Raw genomic sequence first — 17,813 nt, 5'->3', positions numbered from 1 at the left:
GAGTTTCACATGAGCAACGTTCCGTACAAACGCCTGAACAAAGACGACGCCGTTGTACTGTTGGTTGACCACCAGACCGGCCTGATCTCGTTGGTGCAGGATTTCTCGCCCAACGAATTCAAGAACAACGTACTGGCTCTCGGGGACCTGGCCAAGTTCTTCAAACTGCCGACCATCCTCACCACCAGCTTCGAAAACGGTCCGAACGGCCCGATGGTGCCTGAGCTCAAAGAACTGTTCCCGGACGCGCCGTACATCCCGCGCCCAGGCCAGATCAACGCCTGGGACAACGAAGACTTCGTCAAAGCCGTCAAGGCTACCGGCCGCAAGCAGCTGATCATTGCCGGTGTGGTGACTGACGTGTGCGTGACGTTCCCGACCTTGTCGGCCCTGGCTGAAGGGTTTGAAGTGTTCGTGGTGACCGATGCGTCGGGTACATTCAACGAAACCGTGCAACAAGCTGCTTGGGCGCGCATGTCGGCGGCCGGTGCACAACTGGTGAACTGGTTCTCCGTGGCCTGCGAGCTGCAAGGCGACTGGCGCAACGACATGGAAGGCCTGGCCAACCTGCTGTCGCCGCGCATTCCGAACTATCGCAATCTGATGAACAGCTATTCGGTGTTGACCGCCAAGTAAGTCTCCACGCACAAAAAATACCCGCCAAAGTGCGGGTATTTTTCTATCTGACTAAATCCCGTAGCAGCTGCCGAGCCTGCGAGGCTGCGTTCGGCGGCGAAGCCGTCGTCAAACCAGTCGCTGCGGTGTTTCAGGTAAATCGAGGTGGCAGGATTGACGACGGCTTCGCCGCCGAACGCAGCCTCGCGGTGCTCGGCAGCTGCTACGGGGGAGTTTTGTCGGGTGTCAGCGTTTTTGTAGCCAGCCCAGAAAGCCACCTTTCTTGACCGGCGCCGGCACGGCCATCAACGCCAGCCGACTGTTCTGCTGCCGCACCGCCTGCAACTTGTTCAACGCCCGTCCAACCTCGCCACGCTGCGCCATGCAATCGCGGGTCAGGGACTTGTCGATCCGGTAAATGATGCACGACGTCAGCGCCGTAAAGCTGGCCTGTGAAGGTGTGTCGGTAAGGATGCTCTGTTCGCCCATGACTTCGCTCGGCCCCATGCGTCCGGCTTCCTTCTGCCCGGTGCCGTCGGGCACAGTAGCGCTGACCACGCCGGTCGCGATCACGAACAGGCTGTCCGGCACTTCATTCAATTCCAGCACCACCTGACCCGCCGTGTACTGCTGCGGGACCATCGCTTGCGCCAGTCGATCACGTTCATCCTCGCTCAGGGAACGGAAGATTTTCACCTCGTCCAGCAACGCCCGAGCGCGGGTCGATGGCTCGATCACGCCATCGAGCTGCCGGGAAATCCCTGCCGCTTCCAGATGCCGATGGGCCAGGTCGAACAGTTGATTGCGCACGTCGCCTTTTTTGCTCAGTTCCGCGATAAACCCGCTGGCCACGTAGATGGACATGGTTTCGCCGGCCTCTTTCAGCACGGCTTTCGGCGCCGGATTCAGCAGCAACGTGCTGCTGCCCTGAAGCGTGCGATCCAGCGCATCCAGCACCCGACGCGGACGGATATGGTTGGGCACCTGAATGCTGATCGACACGCCGTGCATGTTGTTCGGCCGGCTCAGGTTGACGATTTTCGCCTTGGCCGCCACCGAGTTCGGCACCACCGCCATGGTGCCGGCGCTGGTGAGCAAATGCGTGGCGCGCCAGTCGATGTCGAGCACCTTGCCTTCAACGCCGTCGATCACCACAAAATCATCCACCTGATACGGCTTGGTGGTGTTGAGCACGATCCCGGAAAACACATCGCTCAAGGTGCTCTGCAACGCCAGACCGACCACGATCGCCACCACCCCGGACGTCGCCAGCAAGCCCTTGACCGGCAGTTCCAGCACATAACCGGCCGCCGCGACGATTGCCACCAGAAACACCAGCGCACCGATGACGTCCTGCAACAAGCGCCCGCTGTGACCGATGCGGCGCATCAGCACCAGGCCGATGACTTCGGTGAGCACCCGCGCAGCGTACAGCCACCAGATAATCCCCAGCGCCGTGGCCCCGAGCTGCGCCACGCGGTCATCGGCAAACAGCGGCGCCTGCAACGGGCTGACACCAGCGTTGATGATCACCGCGCTGAAGATCATGAACAGCGCCAGGCGCAGGCCAATGCGGATCACGCGTTTCTGCAGTGGCGCGAGGTGCCAGAGCAGGGCGTCGATCACCAGCAGCAGGGCGCTCCAGGACAGGGGATGAGCGTAGACAAAGGACATGGCGGAACTCCGGGGATATTTGTTTTGTTGTCATGCGGGAGATCGCTTTTTGTAGGAGCCAGGCTTGCCGGCGAAAGCGCCCTCAAGTACGCCTTCGCTGGCAAGCCTGGCTCCTACGAAAAGCCCCTCTTCACACAAGTGCCGTGCGAGGAGGGGAGTCCTCAGTTCAGATGAGTTTTCAGTTCCAGCGCCGCCTGACGCACCGCTGCCTTCACTTCAGGAATCTGACTCAGCGGATTCAACAAGCCAAAGTCATGAATCATCCCGTTGTAACGCACCGCCGTCACCGGCACACCCGCCGCGTCCAGATGACGGGCATAGGCCTCGCCTTCGTCACGCAACACGTCGAACTCGGCGGTTTGCACCAGTGCTGCGGGCAAGCCTTTGAGCTGTTCGGCGCTGGCCTGCAACGGCGAGGCGTGGATCTGCGCACGCTGGCCGGCGTCGGTGGTGTAGTTGTCCCAGAACCAATTCATCATGCCCTTGGTCAGGAAATGCCCTTCGGCAAATTGCTGGTACGACCCGGTGTCGAACTGCGCGTTGGTCACCGGCCACATCAGCAACTGGAAGCGCAGCGCCGGGGTTTTCTGTTCCTTGGCCATCAACGCCACGACTGCCGCCATGTTGCCGCCGACACTGTTGCCAGCCACTGCCAGGCGTTTGCCATCGACGCCGATTTCCTTGCCGTGCTCGGCGACCCAACGAGTCGCGGCATACGCCTGGTTGATCGCGGTCGGGTACTGCGCTTCCGGGGACGGCGTGTAATCGACATACACCGCCACCGCGCCGGAGCCCACCACCAGGTCATGAATCAGGCGTTGGTGAGTCGGGTAGTCGCCCAGCACCCAGCCGCCACCGTGGAAGAACATGAACACTGGCAACTCACCCTTGACCTTGGCCGGACGCACGATTTTCAGGTTAATGCTTTGCTCGCCGACCTTGATCGCACGCTCGCTGACTTCCACACCCGACAGATCCACTTTCACCGAGTTCTGCGCACCGGTCAGCACCGCACGGGCATCCTTTGGGCTCAGCTGTTCGAGGGGTTTGCCACCGCCAGCAGCGAGGGCTTCGAGGAAGGCCTGGGTATTGTGTTCGACGCCAGGGCTGCCAGCCGCGAAAGCGTTGCCAACGGCGAGGGCGAGGAGGGAAGCGGTCAGGGTCTTTTTGACGAGGTTCATGGTGTAAATCCTTTTTAAATTTGTGTGGGGTCCCCTGTAGGAGCTGCCGAAGGCTGCGATCTTTTGATCTTGCTTTTGAGACGTGAAGATCAAAAGATCGCAGCCTTCGGCAGCTCCTACCGGTAATAGGTTTGGGTTCAGGAGCAGCGCTTGTCGCTGCACCATGGACACAGATTAATGGGGTGCCAGAATCGGAAAAAGCGGCTATAAAGTGTTTGACTGTCAACCAGGGCGTGACAATGAACCCGTTCGAAGATATGCGTATTTTTTGCCAGGTCATGGACTCCGGCAGCTTTACTGCGGCAGCCGATCAACTGGGCCTGTCCAAGCAATTCGTCAGCCGTCGATTGATGCAACTGGAAGAACGCCTCGGCGTGCGTTTGCTCAACCGCTCGACCCGGCGCCTTGACGTCACGCCGCTGGGCCAGAGCTACTACGAGTCAGCCTTGCGCCTGCTTAGCGAAGTCGAGCAAGTGGAGCAGGGCATCGCCGGCCAGACCACCGAGCCTCGGGGTACGATTCGCCTGAGTGCGCCGCTGTCGTTCGCGCTGGCGCATTTAGGTTGTCTGCTGCCGGAATTTTTGCAGCGCTACCGCGACGTCACCGTGGAAGTCGACCTCAGCGACCGGCCGGTGGATTTGCTCGGCGAGGGCTACGACCTGGCGTTGCGCATCGGCGTGCTGGAAGACTCGACGCTGATTGCCCGGCGCATCGCCTCGATCCAGCGCGTGTACTGCGCCAGCCCGGCGTACCTGGCCGAGCGCGGCACCCCGGACAAACCCGAAGACCTGCTCAATCATGACTGTCTGCCGTATGGGCATGGGCGACAGGTGCAATGGCGGTTTGAAGGGCAGGGCAAGCCGCTGACGGTGAATGTCACCGGGCGGATGCGCGTGAATAACGGGGAGTTGCTCAAGGATGCGGCGATTGCGGGGATGGGGATTACGTACCTGCCGACGTTTATTGTCGGCGCGGCGTTGAAGGACGGGCGGCTGGTGCCGGTGCTGGAGGATTTTCGGCCTGAGCCGCTGACGTTGTCGGCGGTGTACCCGCAGCATCGCCAAGGGTCGCGGCCGGTGCAGGCGTTTATCGAGTTTTTGCGCGAGCGGCTGGATCACCAGCCATTGTAGGAGCGAAGCTTGCTCGCGAAAGCGGTGGGTCAGCCAACAAATAAGTTGAATGATCGACCGCCTTCGCGAGCAAGCTTCGCTCCTACAGGGACGGTGCGGGGTCAGTTAGCCCGTTTGTCGTCGCCCGGTTCGCCGCCGACGTGAACGCCACGGTCATCGGCTACCTGGCCGACCGCATGCACGCCACGGTTGTCGCCCAGTTCACCCGAGCGATGCACGCCATGGTCGTCACCCAGTTCACCCGAACGATGCACTCCATGGTCATCACCCAGTTCACCCGAGCGATGCACGCCGTGGTCGTCACCCAGCTCACCCGAGCGATGTACGCCGTGGTCGTCACCTAGCTCACCCGAGCGATGCACCCCATGGTCATCCCCACGCTCGGCATGGGTGCCGCTGCGTCCGGAGTTTGAGGCATTTCCGGCTTGCCCCGATCCATGGTCGCTACCGCTGTGGCCACTGCTGTTTCCACCGTTGCCACTGCTGCCATTGCCGCCGTGACTGCCGCCATTGCCGCTGCCACCGCCACCAGATCCACCACCAGATCCGCCGCCACCGCCCGAGCCACCACCGCCGCCAGAACCTCCGCCGCCACCACCCGAACCGCCACCGCCGCCAGAACCGCCGCCCCCACCACCGGAACCTCCGCCGCCACCGCCCGAACCGCCACCGCCGCCAGAACCTCCGCCCCCACCACCGGAGCCACCGCCGCCACTCCCGCCACTGCCACCATCCTTGGCTTGTGCGCTCGACACACCGGACAGGCTGTCCGGAATCAGAACGGTAGACGCCGACAGAACTGCGCCAATAGCTACTGCAAGTAAAAGCTTGTTGATGTGCATGTCGTTCTCCGTCTTTTTATTCAAGTTGGAACGTTGATGAACACTGCAACGTGCTGCCTGATTCAGTTCGTAAACACATCAGCGTTCCGATTTATTCATTCGAGACGTCGGTGACCGATGCACGGTAGTGCCCGACCCGTTCCAGAGTCAGTGAATACTCGAAGCCAGTTCGAAGATCGGCATGTACATCAGGATCACGATGACCCCGATCAACAGGCCGATGAAGGTCATCAGCAGCGGTTCGAACAGGCGCACGAACCACTCGAGCCAGCGGCTGATTTCTTCGTCGTAGAAGTCCGCGCTGCGTTCCATCATTTGCCCGAGGTTGCCGGACTGCTCGCCGGCACGCAGCAACCGCAGAGACACCGGGGTCACCAGGTGGTTGAGTTCCAGCGCGGTGGACAGCGATTGACCTTCGCGCACCCGTTCGCAGGCCTGGTCCAGGCGCGTGCGCGAGGCCACGGTGAGCAGCCCGCGAACCATGCCCATGGCGGTGACGAGCGGTATCCCGCCCTGCAGCAGAATCCCCAGGGAACGGTAAAAACGCGCCAGTTCGTACATGAAGATCCGCTGATGCACCGCCGGGAGTTTTTCGATCAAGCGGTCCACGCCTCGACGAAAGGCCGGTTGGCGCTGGAGGAAGGCGAGGGCGACGATGATCGCTGCCAGCGTGCCGAAAAATTCCATCTGGTGCGCGTGCAGGAACATGCCGCTGGTCATCAGGACCTGCGACATCCAGGGCAGGTTCGAACCGAGGCCTTCGAACACCAGGCTGAAGCGCGGCACCACATAGCCCATCAGAAACAGCACCACGCCACCGCCGACAATCAGCAACAGCAGCGGGTAGATCGAGGCGCTGACGATCTTCTGCCGAACCTCGTCCATGCGCTGGCGATAGCTGACGTAGCGCCCGAGGGCCTCGCCCACGGCGCCGGTTTTCTCGCTGGACTGCACCAGCGCCACGTAGAGCGGCGGGAACACCGCCGACAACTGGCCCAGCGCCTGGGAGAACGATTTGCCCTCATACAGCAGGCGCACCAGCTCGCTCAGGGTCTTGCGGGCCTGGGGCGCGCTTTCCTTTTCCGCCAGGCTCTCCAGTGCATCGATCAACGGCAGGCCGGCGTTCAGCAATGTGGTCAGCTCCTGGCTGAACAGCACCAGGTTGAAGGTCTCGCGCTGGCGCAGGCGCAAGGCCCGCCAGTGTCGCTCGGCTTGCAGGCTGACCACGCGCAAGCCCTGGTCTTCGACGATGCGTCGGGCTTCGCTATGGCCGGGGGCTTCGACGGTCATCGAGACCACGCCGGCCTTGCCGACAGCCTTGAGATGAAAGCGCATGGGCGTCGCTCCGGTCATTGCCAGTTAGTGACTTCAGCGTTTTCGCCTTCGCCGCCGGGTTGCCCGTCCTTGCCCATCGACAGCAAGTCGTACTCGCTGTTTTCCCCGGGGTAGCGGTAGTTGTAGTTACGGCCCCACGGATCCTGGGGCAGTTTTTTCTGCAGGTACGGGCCGGTCCAGCGGGTTTCATCGCTGGGCGCGGTGACCAGCGCCTGCAAACCCTGCTCGGTGGACGGGTAGTGGCCGACCTCCAAACGGTACAGATCGAGTGCCTTGCTCAGGCCCTCGATCTGCGCCTTGGCGACCTTCACTTCCGAGCGCCCGAGCTGGGCGAAATACTTCGGCGCGACGATGCCGGCCAACAGCCCCAGCACCACCAACACCACCAACAATTCGAGCAAGGTGAACCCGCTTTGGGAGCGCGGGGCGGAATACAGACGCTGATTCATGATGACCTCATCCAGTCGGCAGCAGAGTCGCTGAGAGGGCTTATGCAATTGCCATGCTCACGTTTCGCGATACCGCTGGACCCCTTGTGATCCGGGCCTTGGCGCCGACGGCACAGTGCTTGCGTATGGCTGCTTGACTACCGGCCATTGGGGCAAAAGCCCCGTTTTTCGGGGCCGGCCAGGGGAGGTATGAAACATGAAAAATCTCACCGCAGGACTGCTCGGCACGCTGTTGCTGACCGGCATCGCCCAGGCCGATGTCTTCGTTTCCATGGACGCCAAGGGCAGCTACGTTTTGTCCAATGTCCACCGTCCCGGACGGCACTATGAACGGGTGATTCACGAGCCCGAAACTGCCCAGCTGAGCATGGATCAGCAACCGCAAATGATCGCCCGCCAGCCCTATGCCGAGCTGGTTTCGGCAGCGGCCACGGCCAATCAATTGCCGGCGGCGCTGCTGCACGCGGTGATCCAGGCCGAGTCGCGCTACAACGCCGACGCGACCTCCGCCAAAGGCGCCGGCGGGTTGATGCAATTGATGCCCGACACCGCCCGGGAAATGGGGGTGACCGACGTCTATGACCCCAAAGCCAACATCCAGGGCGGCGCGCGTTATCTCAAGCGCTTGCTGACCTTGTTCGACAACGACATCAGCCTCGCCGTGGCGGCCTACAACGCCGGGCCGCAAGCGGTGCTCAGCCGTGGCGGGGTGATCCCGCCGTTCGCCGAAACCCAGCGTTACGTACCCAGTGTCCTGCGCCAATACCGACGCTTGCAGGGCATGGCCGTGGATGCGCCGTTGTGATCGACGGTCGTGGGGCAGGTTGCCCCAAATGTGGGGCAAACCGGGTACCCCGTAGCAGCTGCCGAGCCCCGGCGAGGCTGCGTTCGGCGGCGAAGCCGTCGCAAACCCTAAGCACACGTTTGACCTGAGACACCGCGCCGCCTGATCTCACGACGGCTTCGCCGCCGAACGCAGCCTCGCCGGAGCTCGGCAGCTGCTACGGGGGGAATAGTCGCCAAACGTGGTTGGAAAGTGGGGAATGGGGGTGGGTTATTTCCCCCGATTGATTAACTCGTAACTTTAAGTTGTTGATAAACAAACAAATTATTTATGGCATGCGGATTGCTCAACCGGAGTTGTCGAGAATTATTCCTGTGAGCACCCAAAGCGAGGCCCGTGATCATGACCGGCATACCACACGCTCATCACCTGGTTAACCTGCTGCTGTTTTTAGCGCCGATGTTTGGCCTGCAGCTGGCTGAAGCCGCCGTGCGCTGCGAGCGCAATCTGGTAGCGAACGTCGTGGCGTTCGATCAGCCGCTGATGTTCAACCGCCTCGGCGCACAGAACGCCAACGGCATGATGTTCGCCCTGCGCCGCGATGTGGTCGACGACCATGACCGCTCCCTGGCCCAGGGTGGTTCGGCAGTGCCGGGCAAGGTTTCGCTGCGCCCCGACAAGCGTCCGCGTCCGCTGGTGCTGCGCGTCGCCGCCGGTGATTGCCTGACCATCAACCTGCAAAACCTGCTGGCCTATCAGGCCAATCCCGGCAGCCATGAAAGCGGGGAAGAAGAGGAGGGCGAAATCGGCAATCTCGATGATTTCAAGGTCGACGAACAAGTCACCGACCGCCACGTCGGCTTCCAGGTCAACGGCATGCAAGCGGTCAACAGCATCGACGACATCGCCTCTTACACCGGGCGCAACGCCAACAGCCTGATCGCCCCTGGCGCCAGCCGCTCGTACACCTTGTATGCCGAGCGCGAAGGCGCATTTGCCGCCAGCAGTCGTGGCGCGACCTTCGGTGGTGAAGGCGACGCGGGCAACGTCGCCAACGGTCTGTTCGGCGAAGTGGTGGTGGTGCCCAAGGGCGGCCGCACCTATCGCAACACCGTCACCGAAGAAGAAATGCGCCTGGCCAGCAGCGGCCGCACGCCGACCGGCCAACCGATTGTCGACTACCAGGCGCGCTACCCGCAGCGCGAGCCGTGGATCCGTGAAGGCAAGGCCGGCACGCCGATCATTGGCATGGTCGATGGCAATGAAATCATTTCCAGCGAGAGCGACGCGATCGTGATGGGCAGCAACGCCGACGGCAGCTTCCCGGCCTCGACCTATCCGCTGGAAGCCATCGGCAAACGCAACCCGGCGATCCCCAATCGGCTCGAACCGTTCCGCGATTTCGCCTCGCAATTCCAGGATGAAACCGCCGCCACCCAAGCTTTCCCGGCCTATTGGGCCGACCCGGTGATGGCTCACGTGCTGGAACCGACCCGCGATTCATTCATGATCAACTACGGCTCCGGCGGCATGGGCGCCGAGGTGGTGGCCAACCGTTTGGGCGTCGGGCCGATGCACGATTGCCTGTCCTGCGCCTACGAAGAATTCTTCCTCAGTTCCCACACCGTGGGCGACGTGGCAATGCTGGTGGACGTACCGGCCAACGCCGGCCTGGAAAACATTCTCCCCGGCGAAACGCCGCGCGCCGATCAGATTGGGGTCAAGGCGACGATGGCGCTGTATCCGTCCGAGCCGTCCAACGTCAACCACAGCTACATCGGCGACTTCGTCAAATTCCGCAACACCCACAACGGCCATGAGCAGCACATCTTTCACCTGCACGGCCATCAGTGGTTATTCAACCCGAACGACGATAACTCCGACTATGTGGACGCCCAGGGCATCGGTCCGGGCGCCGGCTACACCTACGAAATCGCCAACGGTGGTTCGGGCAACCGCAACCGCGTGGCCGGCGATGCGATTTATCACTGCCACTTCTACCCGCACTTTGCCCAAGGCATGTGGAGCATGTGGCGGGTCCACGATGTGTTCGAAGAAGGCACCAAACTCGAAGTGTCGCAGCAAGGCGCCGACGGTTATCACAGCGAACCCTACGCCTTGCGCAGCGGCAAACCAGCCGCAGGTGCCCGGGCCTTGCCTGATGGCGAGATTATCGCCGGGACGCCGATTCCTGCAGTCGTGCCGCTACCGGGCAAAGCCATGGCACCGATGCCGGGCAAAGTCGCCGTGGTGCCGAAAATCGGCGAAACCCTGGTGGCGGGTCATGACGATGACGATGACGACGATGACGGCGAACACCATGGCGGTGGCGCTCAAGCCATCGGCTCCCTGGCCCTGGTGGATCGCAGCGAAGCCAACCGCAACGCTGACGGCAGCCTGAAAAACCCTGGCTATCCATTCTGGATCGGCGGCATGGAAAGTTCGGTCGGGCAACGTCCGCCAACGCCACCGCTGGACATGCTCGACGCCGCCAAGGCGCAGTCCCTGAAAAGCAGTGGCAAAGCCCTGTGGGCCAATCTCGACCCGGCGCAGTCCGGTGGTTGGGACGGCGGCCTGGGCCGGCATTCCCTCGACGGTTTCTCCTCTGGTGGCCTGGCTCACACCGTGACCACCTCGCTGGATTTCTCCAAGGAAGTGACCCGCGCCAAACCGATCTACATGCCGGAAGAGGGCACCGAAGTCGAACAGGCGGCCATGGCCTTCCACGCGAAAAAGGATCACCCAAGCTTTGCGCTGCTGCCCGGTAATCAAATCGTGGCCAAGGCGTTCCGCACCAACGGCGCGTTGCCGATTGCCGGTGCGCCGTACTACGAACCGTGCATGGACGACCGGCAAAAACGCCTGACCGCCAGCGCCGGCATGGGCGAGTTCAACAGCGGCGAGCGGGTCGACGGCATGTCTTACACCGGCTCCTCGACCTTCACCGCCGACCGTCCGCGCATCTACAAAGCCGCGAACATCCAGTTCGACGCGGTGTACAACAAGGTCGGCTACCATTTCCCGCAAGCGCGCATCCTCGCCCTGTGGGAAGACGCCTGGCCTGTCATTACCAAGCAGCGTCCGCCAGAGCCACTGGTGATGCGCATGAACACCTTTGACTGCGTGCAATACCAGCAAACCAACCTGGTGCCGGCCACCTATGAGATGGACGACTATCAGGTGCGCACGCCGACCGACGTGATCGGCCAGCACATCCACCTGCCGAAATGGGACCTGACTGCCGCCGACGGTTCGGCCAACGGCTGGAACTACGAAGACGGCGTGCTTTCTCCAGGTGCCGTGCAAGAACGCATCCACGCGATTCGCGAGTTCAACCAGTGCGAAGGCACCGACCCGCGTGACGGCACGCCAGCCTGCCCGAAAGCCAAGACTCACCCGTTCTTCGGTCAATATGGCCGGGCGGATTGGGTGGGGGCGCGCACGGCGATGCAGCGCTGGTTTGTCGATCCGGTGGTGAACGCCAAAGGTGTCGACCGTGGCCTGGGGACCATTTTCACCCACGACCACTTAGGCCCATCGACTCACCAACAGATTGGTCTGTACGCCACTGTGCTGGCGGAACCGGCCGGTTCCACCTGGTTCCACGCTGAAACCGGCGAGCCGTTGTACAGCGGCGCGCGGCAGGACGGCGGGCCGACGTCGTGGCAAGCGGTGGTGTCCACCGGGGACATCGACGGCGATGGCAAGAACGACAGCTTCCGCGAGTTCTTCCTCGAATACAGCGACTTCCAGCACGCCTATGAAGCCGGTGTGTATGTGGGCGCCGGCCCCAACGGCGTGCCTGATCCGCAAGCCTTCCCGGCCACCGCGGACAGCTTCCGCTACGCGATCAATCCGCCGGTCCGCAACAACGCCAGCACCTTGCTCGACGGCATCATTGAAGTGCAGGGCGGCATGGTGCCGGGTTGTCCGACCCGGCCATGCCCGCAGGCGATCTCGGTCGATGACCCCGGCATGTTCGTGGTCAACTACCGCAACGAACCGCTGGCCCTGCGGGTGTACGACCCGAACAAGGTCGGCCCGGACGGCAAGCGCGGCATGCAGGCCGACGGCCTCGGCGGCGACCTGGCGTACGCCATGCAAAGCCGTACCGACCGTTCGATCCCGGCGATGAACCTGGCACCTAACCTGGTCACCGCAGCCACCGGCCCAACCGGCGGCACCACGCTGTTCCCGCCGCACATCAACAAGGGCGGCGCCGAGGCCGGTGACCCGTTCACCCCGATGCTGCGCACCTACACCGGTGACAACGTGCGGCTGCGGGTGCATGCCGGTGGTCACGAGGAAGAGCACAACGTGACCTTGCATGGGGTGAAATGGCTGCAAAGCGGCTCCGGCTTCGGCAACAGCTCCAACTCCGGCTGGCGCTCGTCGCAGATGGTCGGTATCTCGGAGCAGATGGGCTTCAATGCGCCGGTTTCGATGCTCTCCAGTTCGGCGGCGACCACGGGTGATTACCTGTACTCGATGGACGCTTCGATTGAAGGGTACTGGAACGGTATCTGGGGCGTGATGCGCAACTACACGGCCCAGCGCAACGATCTGTTCGCCGTGCCAAACAACCCCAAACCGGCGGGCATGCGCAACACCGTGGCTTTCGATGGCTCCTGCCCACGGATCAGTGCCAACCCCAACGGCATCGGCACCCGGCCGACCGTGCAACGCAACTATGAAGTGGTTGCAGCGCTGGCCAACGACATCCTGCGCAATCCGTTGAACCTGACCATCGGCGACCCGGCCGGCATCGGGCAACACGTGGGTGGGCCGTTGAATCCGGCGGGTGGCACCCTGGTGTTCAACTCGCGGCCGGTGAATATCCCTCAGGTCACCGTGGTCGATCCTGAAGATGGCGAAACCATCACCATCGGCGGGCAAAGCGGTCCGTTGCATGATCCGACTGCGATCCTGTACGTGCGCAAATCCGACCTCGATCCGGCCACCGGAAAAATGAAACCAGGTATACCGGTGGAACCGCTGGTATTGCGCGCAGCAGCGGGCGACTGCATCAACATCACGCTGGAAAACCGCTTGCCCGTGATCATGCCCGACCTGACCCAGACGGCCGTGATGCAAGGGCTGGTCAAGCGCGATCGCAACAATGGCCAGGGCTCGACCATCTTCACCAACAACCTGCTGCGGCCGTCGAGCCACGTGGGTCTGCACGCGCAACTGCTGGCGTACGACATCACCAAATCCGACGGCACCAACGTCGGCGCCAACCCGATCCAGACCGTGCCACCGCGCATCGGTAACAGTGGTGCGTACCCGACCCGTACTTATCAGTACTACGCCGGGCACCTGGAACGCGAAGGCAAGCCGATCTCGCAACTGGGCCGCAGTGTCGACAACATCAACGCCACGGCGGTGGAGTTCGGCGGGCTGAATATCACTCCGGCGGACCTCATCAAACAACCGCAGAAAGGCTTGGGTGGGGCGATGACCATCCTGCCGATCGGCGCAACCTGGGTTGAGGATGCGCGCAAAACCAATGCAACGGTCACGGCGCCAGGACAGACCACTTACCGCGACTTTGCGATGGTCTGGCAGAAAGCGTTGAACATCCGCTGGGCCAACGGTCGGCCGGTGGAAGGCATTGCCGCCGAAGGTTTTGGTGTGCCGACCGATCCGCAGGACAACTCGAGCATGGCCATCAACTACAAGGCCGAGCCGATCTGGTTCCGCTTCGGGTTGGCGCCGGATGCGCCGTTCGGACACGCCGGCGGTGCCGGTTACGGGGACGTGCCTAACGCGCATATGGCCTATAGCAATGCGCTGATCGGCGGCGATCCGCAGACACCGGTGCTGTATGTGAAACCGGGGCAACCGTTTCGTACGCACATCATGATGCCGACTGGGGGCAGTCGCGGCTCGACGTTCCAGCTCGATGGGCATGTGTGGTCGGTGAATCCGTTCCAGTCGGAGAAGAGCGATACCGGTGGCTATCCGATGAGCACCCCAGGCGTGGGCTCGGTGCGGTTCGGTTACAACCCGATGTCGATGTACATCGGCGCTCGCGAAAGCATCCTGCCGGCGGCGCACTTCAGCTTCATGCACCCGAGCGCCGGGGGCAGCAACGCCATACCAGGCGACTACCTGTTCCGCGACTACGGCGCCTACGGCAACACCGCCGGGTTGTGGGGATTGCTGCGAGTGACCAACGAACCGGAACCGGCGCCGGCTCCGTAGGTGGGGCGGATGACGCCATCGCGAGCAAGCTCGCTCCCACAGGGGGCAGGGCTGGATACAAGGACTGCGTCCACTGGAGATTGAATGTGGGAGCGGGCTTGCTCGCGAAGGCGGTGGGTCAGGCGACATCGAGGGTGAATGTGATGGCCCTTTCGCGAGCAAGCCCGCTCCCACAGTGGAGGGTGGGGTTGGGCACAGATGCTGCGCCCACTGGAGATCAAATGTGGGAGCGAGCTTGCTCGCGATAGCGGTGGGTCAGGCGACATCGATTGTGAATGTGAAGGCCCTTTCGCGAGCAAGCCCGCTCCCACAAGGGGACCGGTTTGGCAGGCACTGATGGGTAAGGGGAGACGCGGTATGAACAGGACAATAAGAATTGCCGGGTGTGTGGTGGTTGTCGCCGCCGTGTTGCTCTGGCTGGGTATCTGGCGCACGGCGCCGCCCACGATGCTCAGCGAGGTGGCGCTGCCGGACACCTGGAGCGGCCAGACGCTGGCCCGTGACGGGGTGGCGGTGGACTTCAAGGTGCATGCGCTGGCCGAGGACGGTGTGCTGCGTGAAGGCGGATTTGCCGATGTGCAGTTCCGCGTCACTGACAGCAATTCCGGCCAGCCGCTGTCAGGGGTGAATCCCGGTGCCTGGCTCGACCCGGAAACCGTCGCCGCCGACAAGGCCCAGGGCCGTGAACAGAGCTGCAAATCCCGGGTCGGGGTGTTCCTCAAATCCAGCATCGGCGCACGTCCGATGCTCGACCTGAACAGCTATTTCCTGCTGGTGATGAACCGCGATGCCAGCGTCTCCGTCGTCGATCCATCCGTGTCGGTCGGCGGCATCACCAGCACCATGGCGCGCATCGACCTCAAGCAAGCGCCGATGGATTGGGTCACCACCAAAGACAACAAACGCGTGTTCATCTCGATGCCCACCGCCGGCGAAGTGGCGGTGATCGACAGCGAACAATTCAAACAGATCGACTCGGTCGCTGCCGGCAACAACCCGGTACGCGTGGCCCTGCAACCGGACGAGCGTCTGCTGTGGGTCGGCAACAATGGCAAAACCGCCGAAGAGTCCGGCGTCACCGTCATCGACAGCCGCAGCCTCAAGACCCTGAAACACCTCGCGACCGGCAAAGGTCATCACGAAATCGCCTTCAGCAAAGACAGCCGCCACGCCTTCGTCACCAACCGCGACGACGGCACCCTGAGCATCATCGACATCGCCACCTTGACCATCAGCCAACAACTCAAAACCGGCACTCACCCATTGTCGGTAGCCTACTCGCCGCTGTCCCAAGCGGTGTACGTCGCCGATGGCCAGGACGGCAGCGTGACCGTGGTCGACACCAGCAGCCTGGCGGTGCGGCGCATCATCAAGCTGAGCCAGGGCCTGGGCCCGATGGGCTTCACGGCCGACGGTCGCTTCGGCATCGCCCTCAACACCCTGGAAAACCGCGCTGAAGTGATCGACGCCGCCACCAACGCGCGCATCCATTCCATCGACGTCTCCGCCGAACCCTATCAAGTGGTGTTCACCCAGGCCTATGCCTACGTGCGCGGCCTCGCCTCGGCCAAGGTGACGATGATCAACCTCGCGTCCCTCGGCGAAGGTCGCACGCCAATCAGCCAGGGTTTCGAAGCCGGACCCCAGGCACCAAGACTGGCCGGTGATTTGCCGCTGGCATCGAGCCTGGCGGTGTCGCGAGACGACAACGCAGTGTTCGTGGTCAACCCGGTGGACAACACCACCTATTTCTACGCCGAAGGCATGAACGCGCCGATGTCCGGCTACCCCAATCGCGGGCAGATTGCGCGGGCCGCGATGGTCATCGACCGCAGCCTGCGGGAAGTCGAGCCGGGGCTGTACAGCGCACGGATCAAACTGCCCCCGGCCGGGCGTTTCGACGTGGCGTTCCTGCTCAACCAGCCGAACATCATTCACTGCTTCAGCGCCCTGGTGGAACCGGACAGCAACCTCGCCCAGCGCCCCGGTGTGCCGAAAGTGGAATTCATGCTCGACAAGTCCACGGCCGACCTTGGCGATCCATATGTCGTGCGCTTTCGCATCGTTGAGGGCCAACACAAAACCCGGCGCAGCGGGGTCAAGGACGTGCAGGTGCGCTACTTCCGCGCCCCGACATCCCGGGCCCAGGAAGTCGCGGCGCTGGACCTGGGCAACGGCGTGTATGAAGCGCCGGTGACCCTCGACCAGAGCGGCGCCTGGTACCTGCATGTGCGTGCGGCATCCCTGGGCGCGAATTTCGATGACAAGACCTTTGCCAGCGTCCGGGTTCTGCCCTGCGATGACCACCGAAGAGGAAACTGACATGAACCGATTCGCACACCGTGGCTTGTTGACGTTCTGCCTGTTGGCCACCGGCATCGGCCAGGTCCTGGCGCATTCGGCGGATGAACACGCCGGGCACAACGCGCCGCCGGCCAAGACCCAGGAAAGCGCCCAGGTGAAATTCGCCGACGTTGCGCTGGTGGACCAGAACGGCAAACCGGTACGCCTGGAAAAGGACCTGATCAGCAACAAAATCGTGGTCATGGGCTTCATCTACACCAGTTGCACCACGGTCTGCCCGGTGGTGTCGTCGATCATGGGCAAGGTGCAGAAACAGCTCGGCGCGCGTGTCGGCAAAGAGGTGCAACTGGTGTCGATCAGCATCGATCCGCAACGCGATGACCCCAAACGCCTGAGCGACTACGCGCGCAGTTTCCAGAACGGCCCGGGCTGGAGCTGGCTCACCGGCAGCCCGCAATCGGTGACCGAAACCCTCAAGGGCCTCGGCACCTTCAGCGGTGACTTCAAGAACCACGCGCCGCTGATCATGGTCGGCGACGGCAACAGCCGCCACTGGACCCGCTATTACGGTTTTACCGACCCGACGGTGCTGACCCGTGAAGTGGAAAAACTCAGCGGCCAGCGCAACGCCCACGCCAAACACACTGCCATCGCCATGGAGAACCAGCCATGAAAGCCCTCATTTTGATCTTCCTGACGATGTGCTTTTGCGTGATCAGCTTCCTCGCGTTTTCCCACGAACAGCACGCAGAGCAGGCGCCAGCCGTGACCACCGCCGCACCGGCGACCGGCACCCGCGATGCGCAGACCTGGTTCACCGATACGCCGTTGCAGGACCAGAACGGCAACACCTTGCGCTTCTACAGCGATGCCCTGCAAAACCGCGTGGTGCTGCTCAACGTGATTTTCACCAGTTGCACCGATGCCTGCCCGCTGATCACCCGCAAGCTCAAGGAAGTGCGCGAAGTGCTGGGCGACAAGGCGGACGGCATCACCTTTATTTCCCTTACCAGTGATCCGCTGCGGGACACCCCGGCGGTACTCAAGGCTTACACCTTGAAGCAGGGCGTCGATGGCCCGCACTGGCTTTTTTTAACCGGTGACAAGGCGCAAATGGATCTGGTGCTGGGCCGCATCGGCCAGATCGTGCCGACGCCCGAGCAACATTCCACGCAACTGATCGTCGGTGACGTGGCCAACAAACGCTGGAGCAAGATCCGCCCTGATGCCCCGGCCGCCGCCATTGCCCAGCGTTTGCAGTTGCTGACAATGCCCGTGGTCGGTCGCTGAGT

General features: G+C 62.6%; 13 protein-coding genes. 7 read left to right on the top strand and 6 right to left on the bottom strand.

Translation table 11 applies throughout. The features are described from left to right. Nucleotides 1-9 precede the first annotated feature (9 nt). The gene (gene ycaC / locus LOY68_RS19960; RefSeq protein WP_054054541.1) at nt 10-636 is read left to right on the top strand and encodes an isochorismate family cysteine hydrolase YcaC; all 627 of its coding nucleotides are present in this window, start codon (nt 10-12) and stop codon (nt 634-636) included. On the opposite strand, the gene LOY68_RS19955 is transcribed toward ycaC, so the two are convergent. The 3 genes from LOY68_RS19955 to LOY68_RS19945 all read right to left on the bottom strand — a co-directional run bounded on the left by LOY68_RS19955 (nt 612) and on the right by LOY68_RS19945 (nt 3,470). After that, nucleotides 612-893, bottom strand: coding sequence for a hypothetical protein (locus tag LOY68_RS19955; RefSeq protein ID WP_265039361.1), 282 nt, complete (start codon nt 891-893; stop codon nt 612-614). The genes ycaC and LOY68_RS19955 overlap by 25 nt on opposite strands. Then, a complete protein-coding gene (locus tag LOY68_RS19950) occupies nt 862-2,289 on the bottom strand; it encodes a mechanosensitive ion channel family protein (RefSeq protein ID WP_265039359.1) in 1,428 nt (475 codons plus the stop codon). Before LOY68_RS19950 ends, LOY68_RS19955 begins: the two co-directional genes overlap by 32 nt. Nucleotides 2,290-2,450: 161 nt before the next feature. Then, on the bottom strand, nt 2,451-3,470 hold the full coding sequence (locus tag LOY68_RS19945; RefSeq protein ID WP_265039357.1) for an alpha/beta hydrolase: 1,020 nt from the start codon (nt 3,468-3,470) through the stop codon (nt 2,451-2,453). A gap of 239 nt (nt 3,471-3,709) precedes the next feature. Here LOY68_RS19945 and LOY68_RS19940 point away from each other — a divergent pair, with 239 nt between their 5' ends. Continuing rightward, a complete protein-coding gene (locus tag LOY68_RS19940) occupies nt 3,710-4,600 on the top strand; it encodes a LysR family transcriptional regulator (protein ID WP_265039355.1) in 891 nt (296 codons plus the stop codon). Between the two features lie 101 nt (nt 4,601-4,701). On the opposite strand, the gene LOY68_RS19935 is transcribed toward LOY68_RS19940, so the two are convergent. The 3 genes from LOY68_RS19935 to gspG form a co-directional block, all read right to left on the bottom strand. Further along, nucleotides 4,702-5,442: a hypothetical protein gene (locus LOY68_RS19935; RefSeq protein ID WP_265039353.1), complete on the bottom strand. Its 741-nt coding sequence runs from the start codon at nt 5,440-5,442 to the stop codon at nt 4,702-4,704. A 147-nt stretch (nt 5,443-5,589) separates the two neighbouring features. Next, the gene (locus tag LOY68_RS19930) at nt 5,590-6,777 is read right to left on the bottom strand and encodes a type II secretion system F family protein (RefSeq protein WP_265039351.1); all 1,188 of its coding nucleotides are present in this window, start codon (nt 6,775-6,777) and stop codon (nt 5,590-5,592) included. A gap of 14 nt (nt 6,778-6,791) precedes the next feature. Continuing rightward, nucleotides 6,792-7,226, bottom strand: coding sequence for a type II secretion system major pseudopilin GspG (gene gspG / locus LOY68_RS19925; RefSeq protein WP_163913970.1), 435 nt, complete (start codon nt 7,224-7,226; stop codon nt 6,792-6,794). Between the two features lie 196 nt (nt 7,227-7,422). On the opposite strand from gspG, the gene LOY68_RS19920 reads away from it, so the two are divergent. The 5 genes from LOY68_RS19920 to LOY68_RS19900 all read left to right on the top strand — a co-directional run bounded on the left by LOY68_RS19920 (nt 7,423) and on the right by LOY68_RS19900 (nt 17,811). Next, the gene (locus LOY68_RS19920; protein ID WP_265039349.1) at nt 7,423-8,031 is read left to right on the top strand and encodes a lytic transglycosylase domain-containing protein; all 609 of its coding nucleotides are present in this window, start codon (nt 7,423-7,425) and stop codon (nt 8,029-8,031) included. 381 nt (nt 8,032-8,412) lie between these two features. Continuing rightward, nucleotides 8,413-14,217 (top strand): manganese-oxidizing multicopper oxidase MnxG, encoded by a 5,805-nt coding sequence (mnxG, locus tag LOY68_RS19915; protein ID WP_265039347.1) that lies wholly within the window; start codon nt 8,413-8,415, stop codon nt 14,215-14,217. A gap of 357 nt (nt 14,218-14,574) precedes the next feature. Continuing rightward, nucleotides 14,575-16,539, top strand: a complete 1,965-nt coding sequence (locus tag LOY68_RS19910; RefSeq protein ID WP_265039345.1) for a YncE family protein — start codon at nt 14,575-14,577, stop codon at nt 16,537-16,539. A 1-nt stretch (nt 16,540) separates the two neighbouring features. Further along, nucleotides 16,541-17,194, top strand: coding sequence for an SCO family protein (locus LOY68_RS19905; RefSeq protein WP_265039343.1), 654 nt, complete (start codon nt 16,541-16,543; stop codon nt 17,192-17,194). After that, a complete protein-coding gene (locus LOY68_RS19900; protein ID WP_265039342.1) occupies nt 17,191-17,811 on the top strand; it encodes an SCO family protein in 621 nt (206 codons plus the stop codon). The genes LOY68_RS19905 and LOY68_RS19900 overlap by 4 nt, the downstream gene beginning before the upstream one ends. The last annotated feature ends 2 nt before the right edge of the window (nt 17,812-17,813 follow it).

Source organism: Pseudomonas sp. B21-053 (assembly GCF_026016365.1).
Taxonomy (GTDB): Bacteria; Pseudomonadota; Gammaproteobacteria; order Pseudomonadales; family Pseudomonadaceae; genus Aquipseudomonas; species Aquipseudomonas nunensis.
This window is presented reverse-complemented; position numbering and strand designations above follow the sequence as displayed.

Bases quoted from the DNA above. Each gene is read 5' to 3' on its own strand.
- ycaC (WP_054054541.1), top strand. From the start codon at position 10: ATGAGCAACGTTCCGTACAAACGCCTGAACAAAGACGACGCCGTTGTA.
- LOY68_RS19950 (WP_265039359.1), bottom strand. From the start codon at position 2,289: ATGTCCTTTGTCTACGCTCATCCCCTGTCCTGGAGCGCCCTGCTGCTG.
- LOY68_RS19945 (WP_265039357.1), bottom strand. From the start codon at position 3,470: ATGAACCTCGTCAAAAAGACCCTGACCGCTTCCCTCCTCGCCCTCGCC.
- LOY68_RS19940 (WP_265039355.1), top strand. From the start codon at position 3,710: ATGAACCCGTTCGAAGATATGCGTATTTTTTGCCAGGTCATGGACTCC.
- LOY68_RS19935 (WP_265039353.1), bottom strand. From the start codon at position 5,442: ATGCACATCAACAAGCTTTTACTTGCAGTAGCTATTGGCGCAGTTCTG.
- LOY68_RS19930 (WP_265039351.1), bottom strand. From the start codon at position 6,777: ATGCGCTTTCATCTCAAGGCTGTCGGCAAGGCCGGCGTGGTCTCGATG.
- gspG (WP_163913970.1), bottom strand. From the start codon at position 7,226: ATGAATCAGCGTCTGTATTCCGCCCCGCGCTCCCAAAGCGGGTTCACC.
- LOY68_RS19920 (WP_265039349.1), top strand. From the start codon at position 7,423: ATGAAAAATCTCACCGCAGGACTGCTCGGCACGCTGTTGCTGACCGGC.
- mnxG (WP_265039347.1), top strand. From the start codon at position 8,413: ATGACCGGCATACCACACGCTCATCACCTGGTTAACCTGCTGCTGTTT.
- LOY68_RS19910 (WP_265039345.1), top strand. From the start codon at position 14,575: ATGAACAGGACAATAAGAATTGCCGGGTGTGTGGTGGTTGTCGCCGCC.
- LOY68_RS19905 (WP_265039343.1), top strand. From the start codon at position 16,541: ATGAACCGATTCGCACACCGTGGCTTGTTGACGTTCTGCCTGTTGGCC.
- LOY68_RS19900 (WP_265039342.1), top strand. From the start codon at position 17,191: ATGAAAGCCCTCATTTTGATCTTCCTGACGATGTGCTTTTGCGTGATC.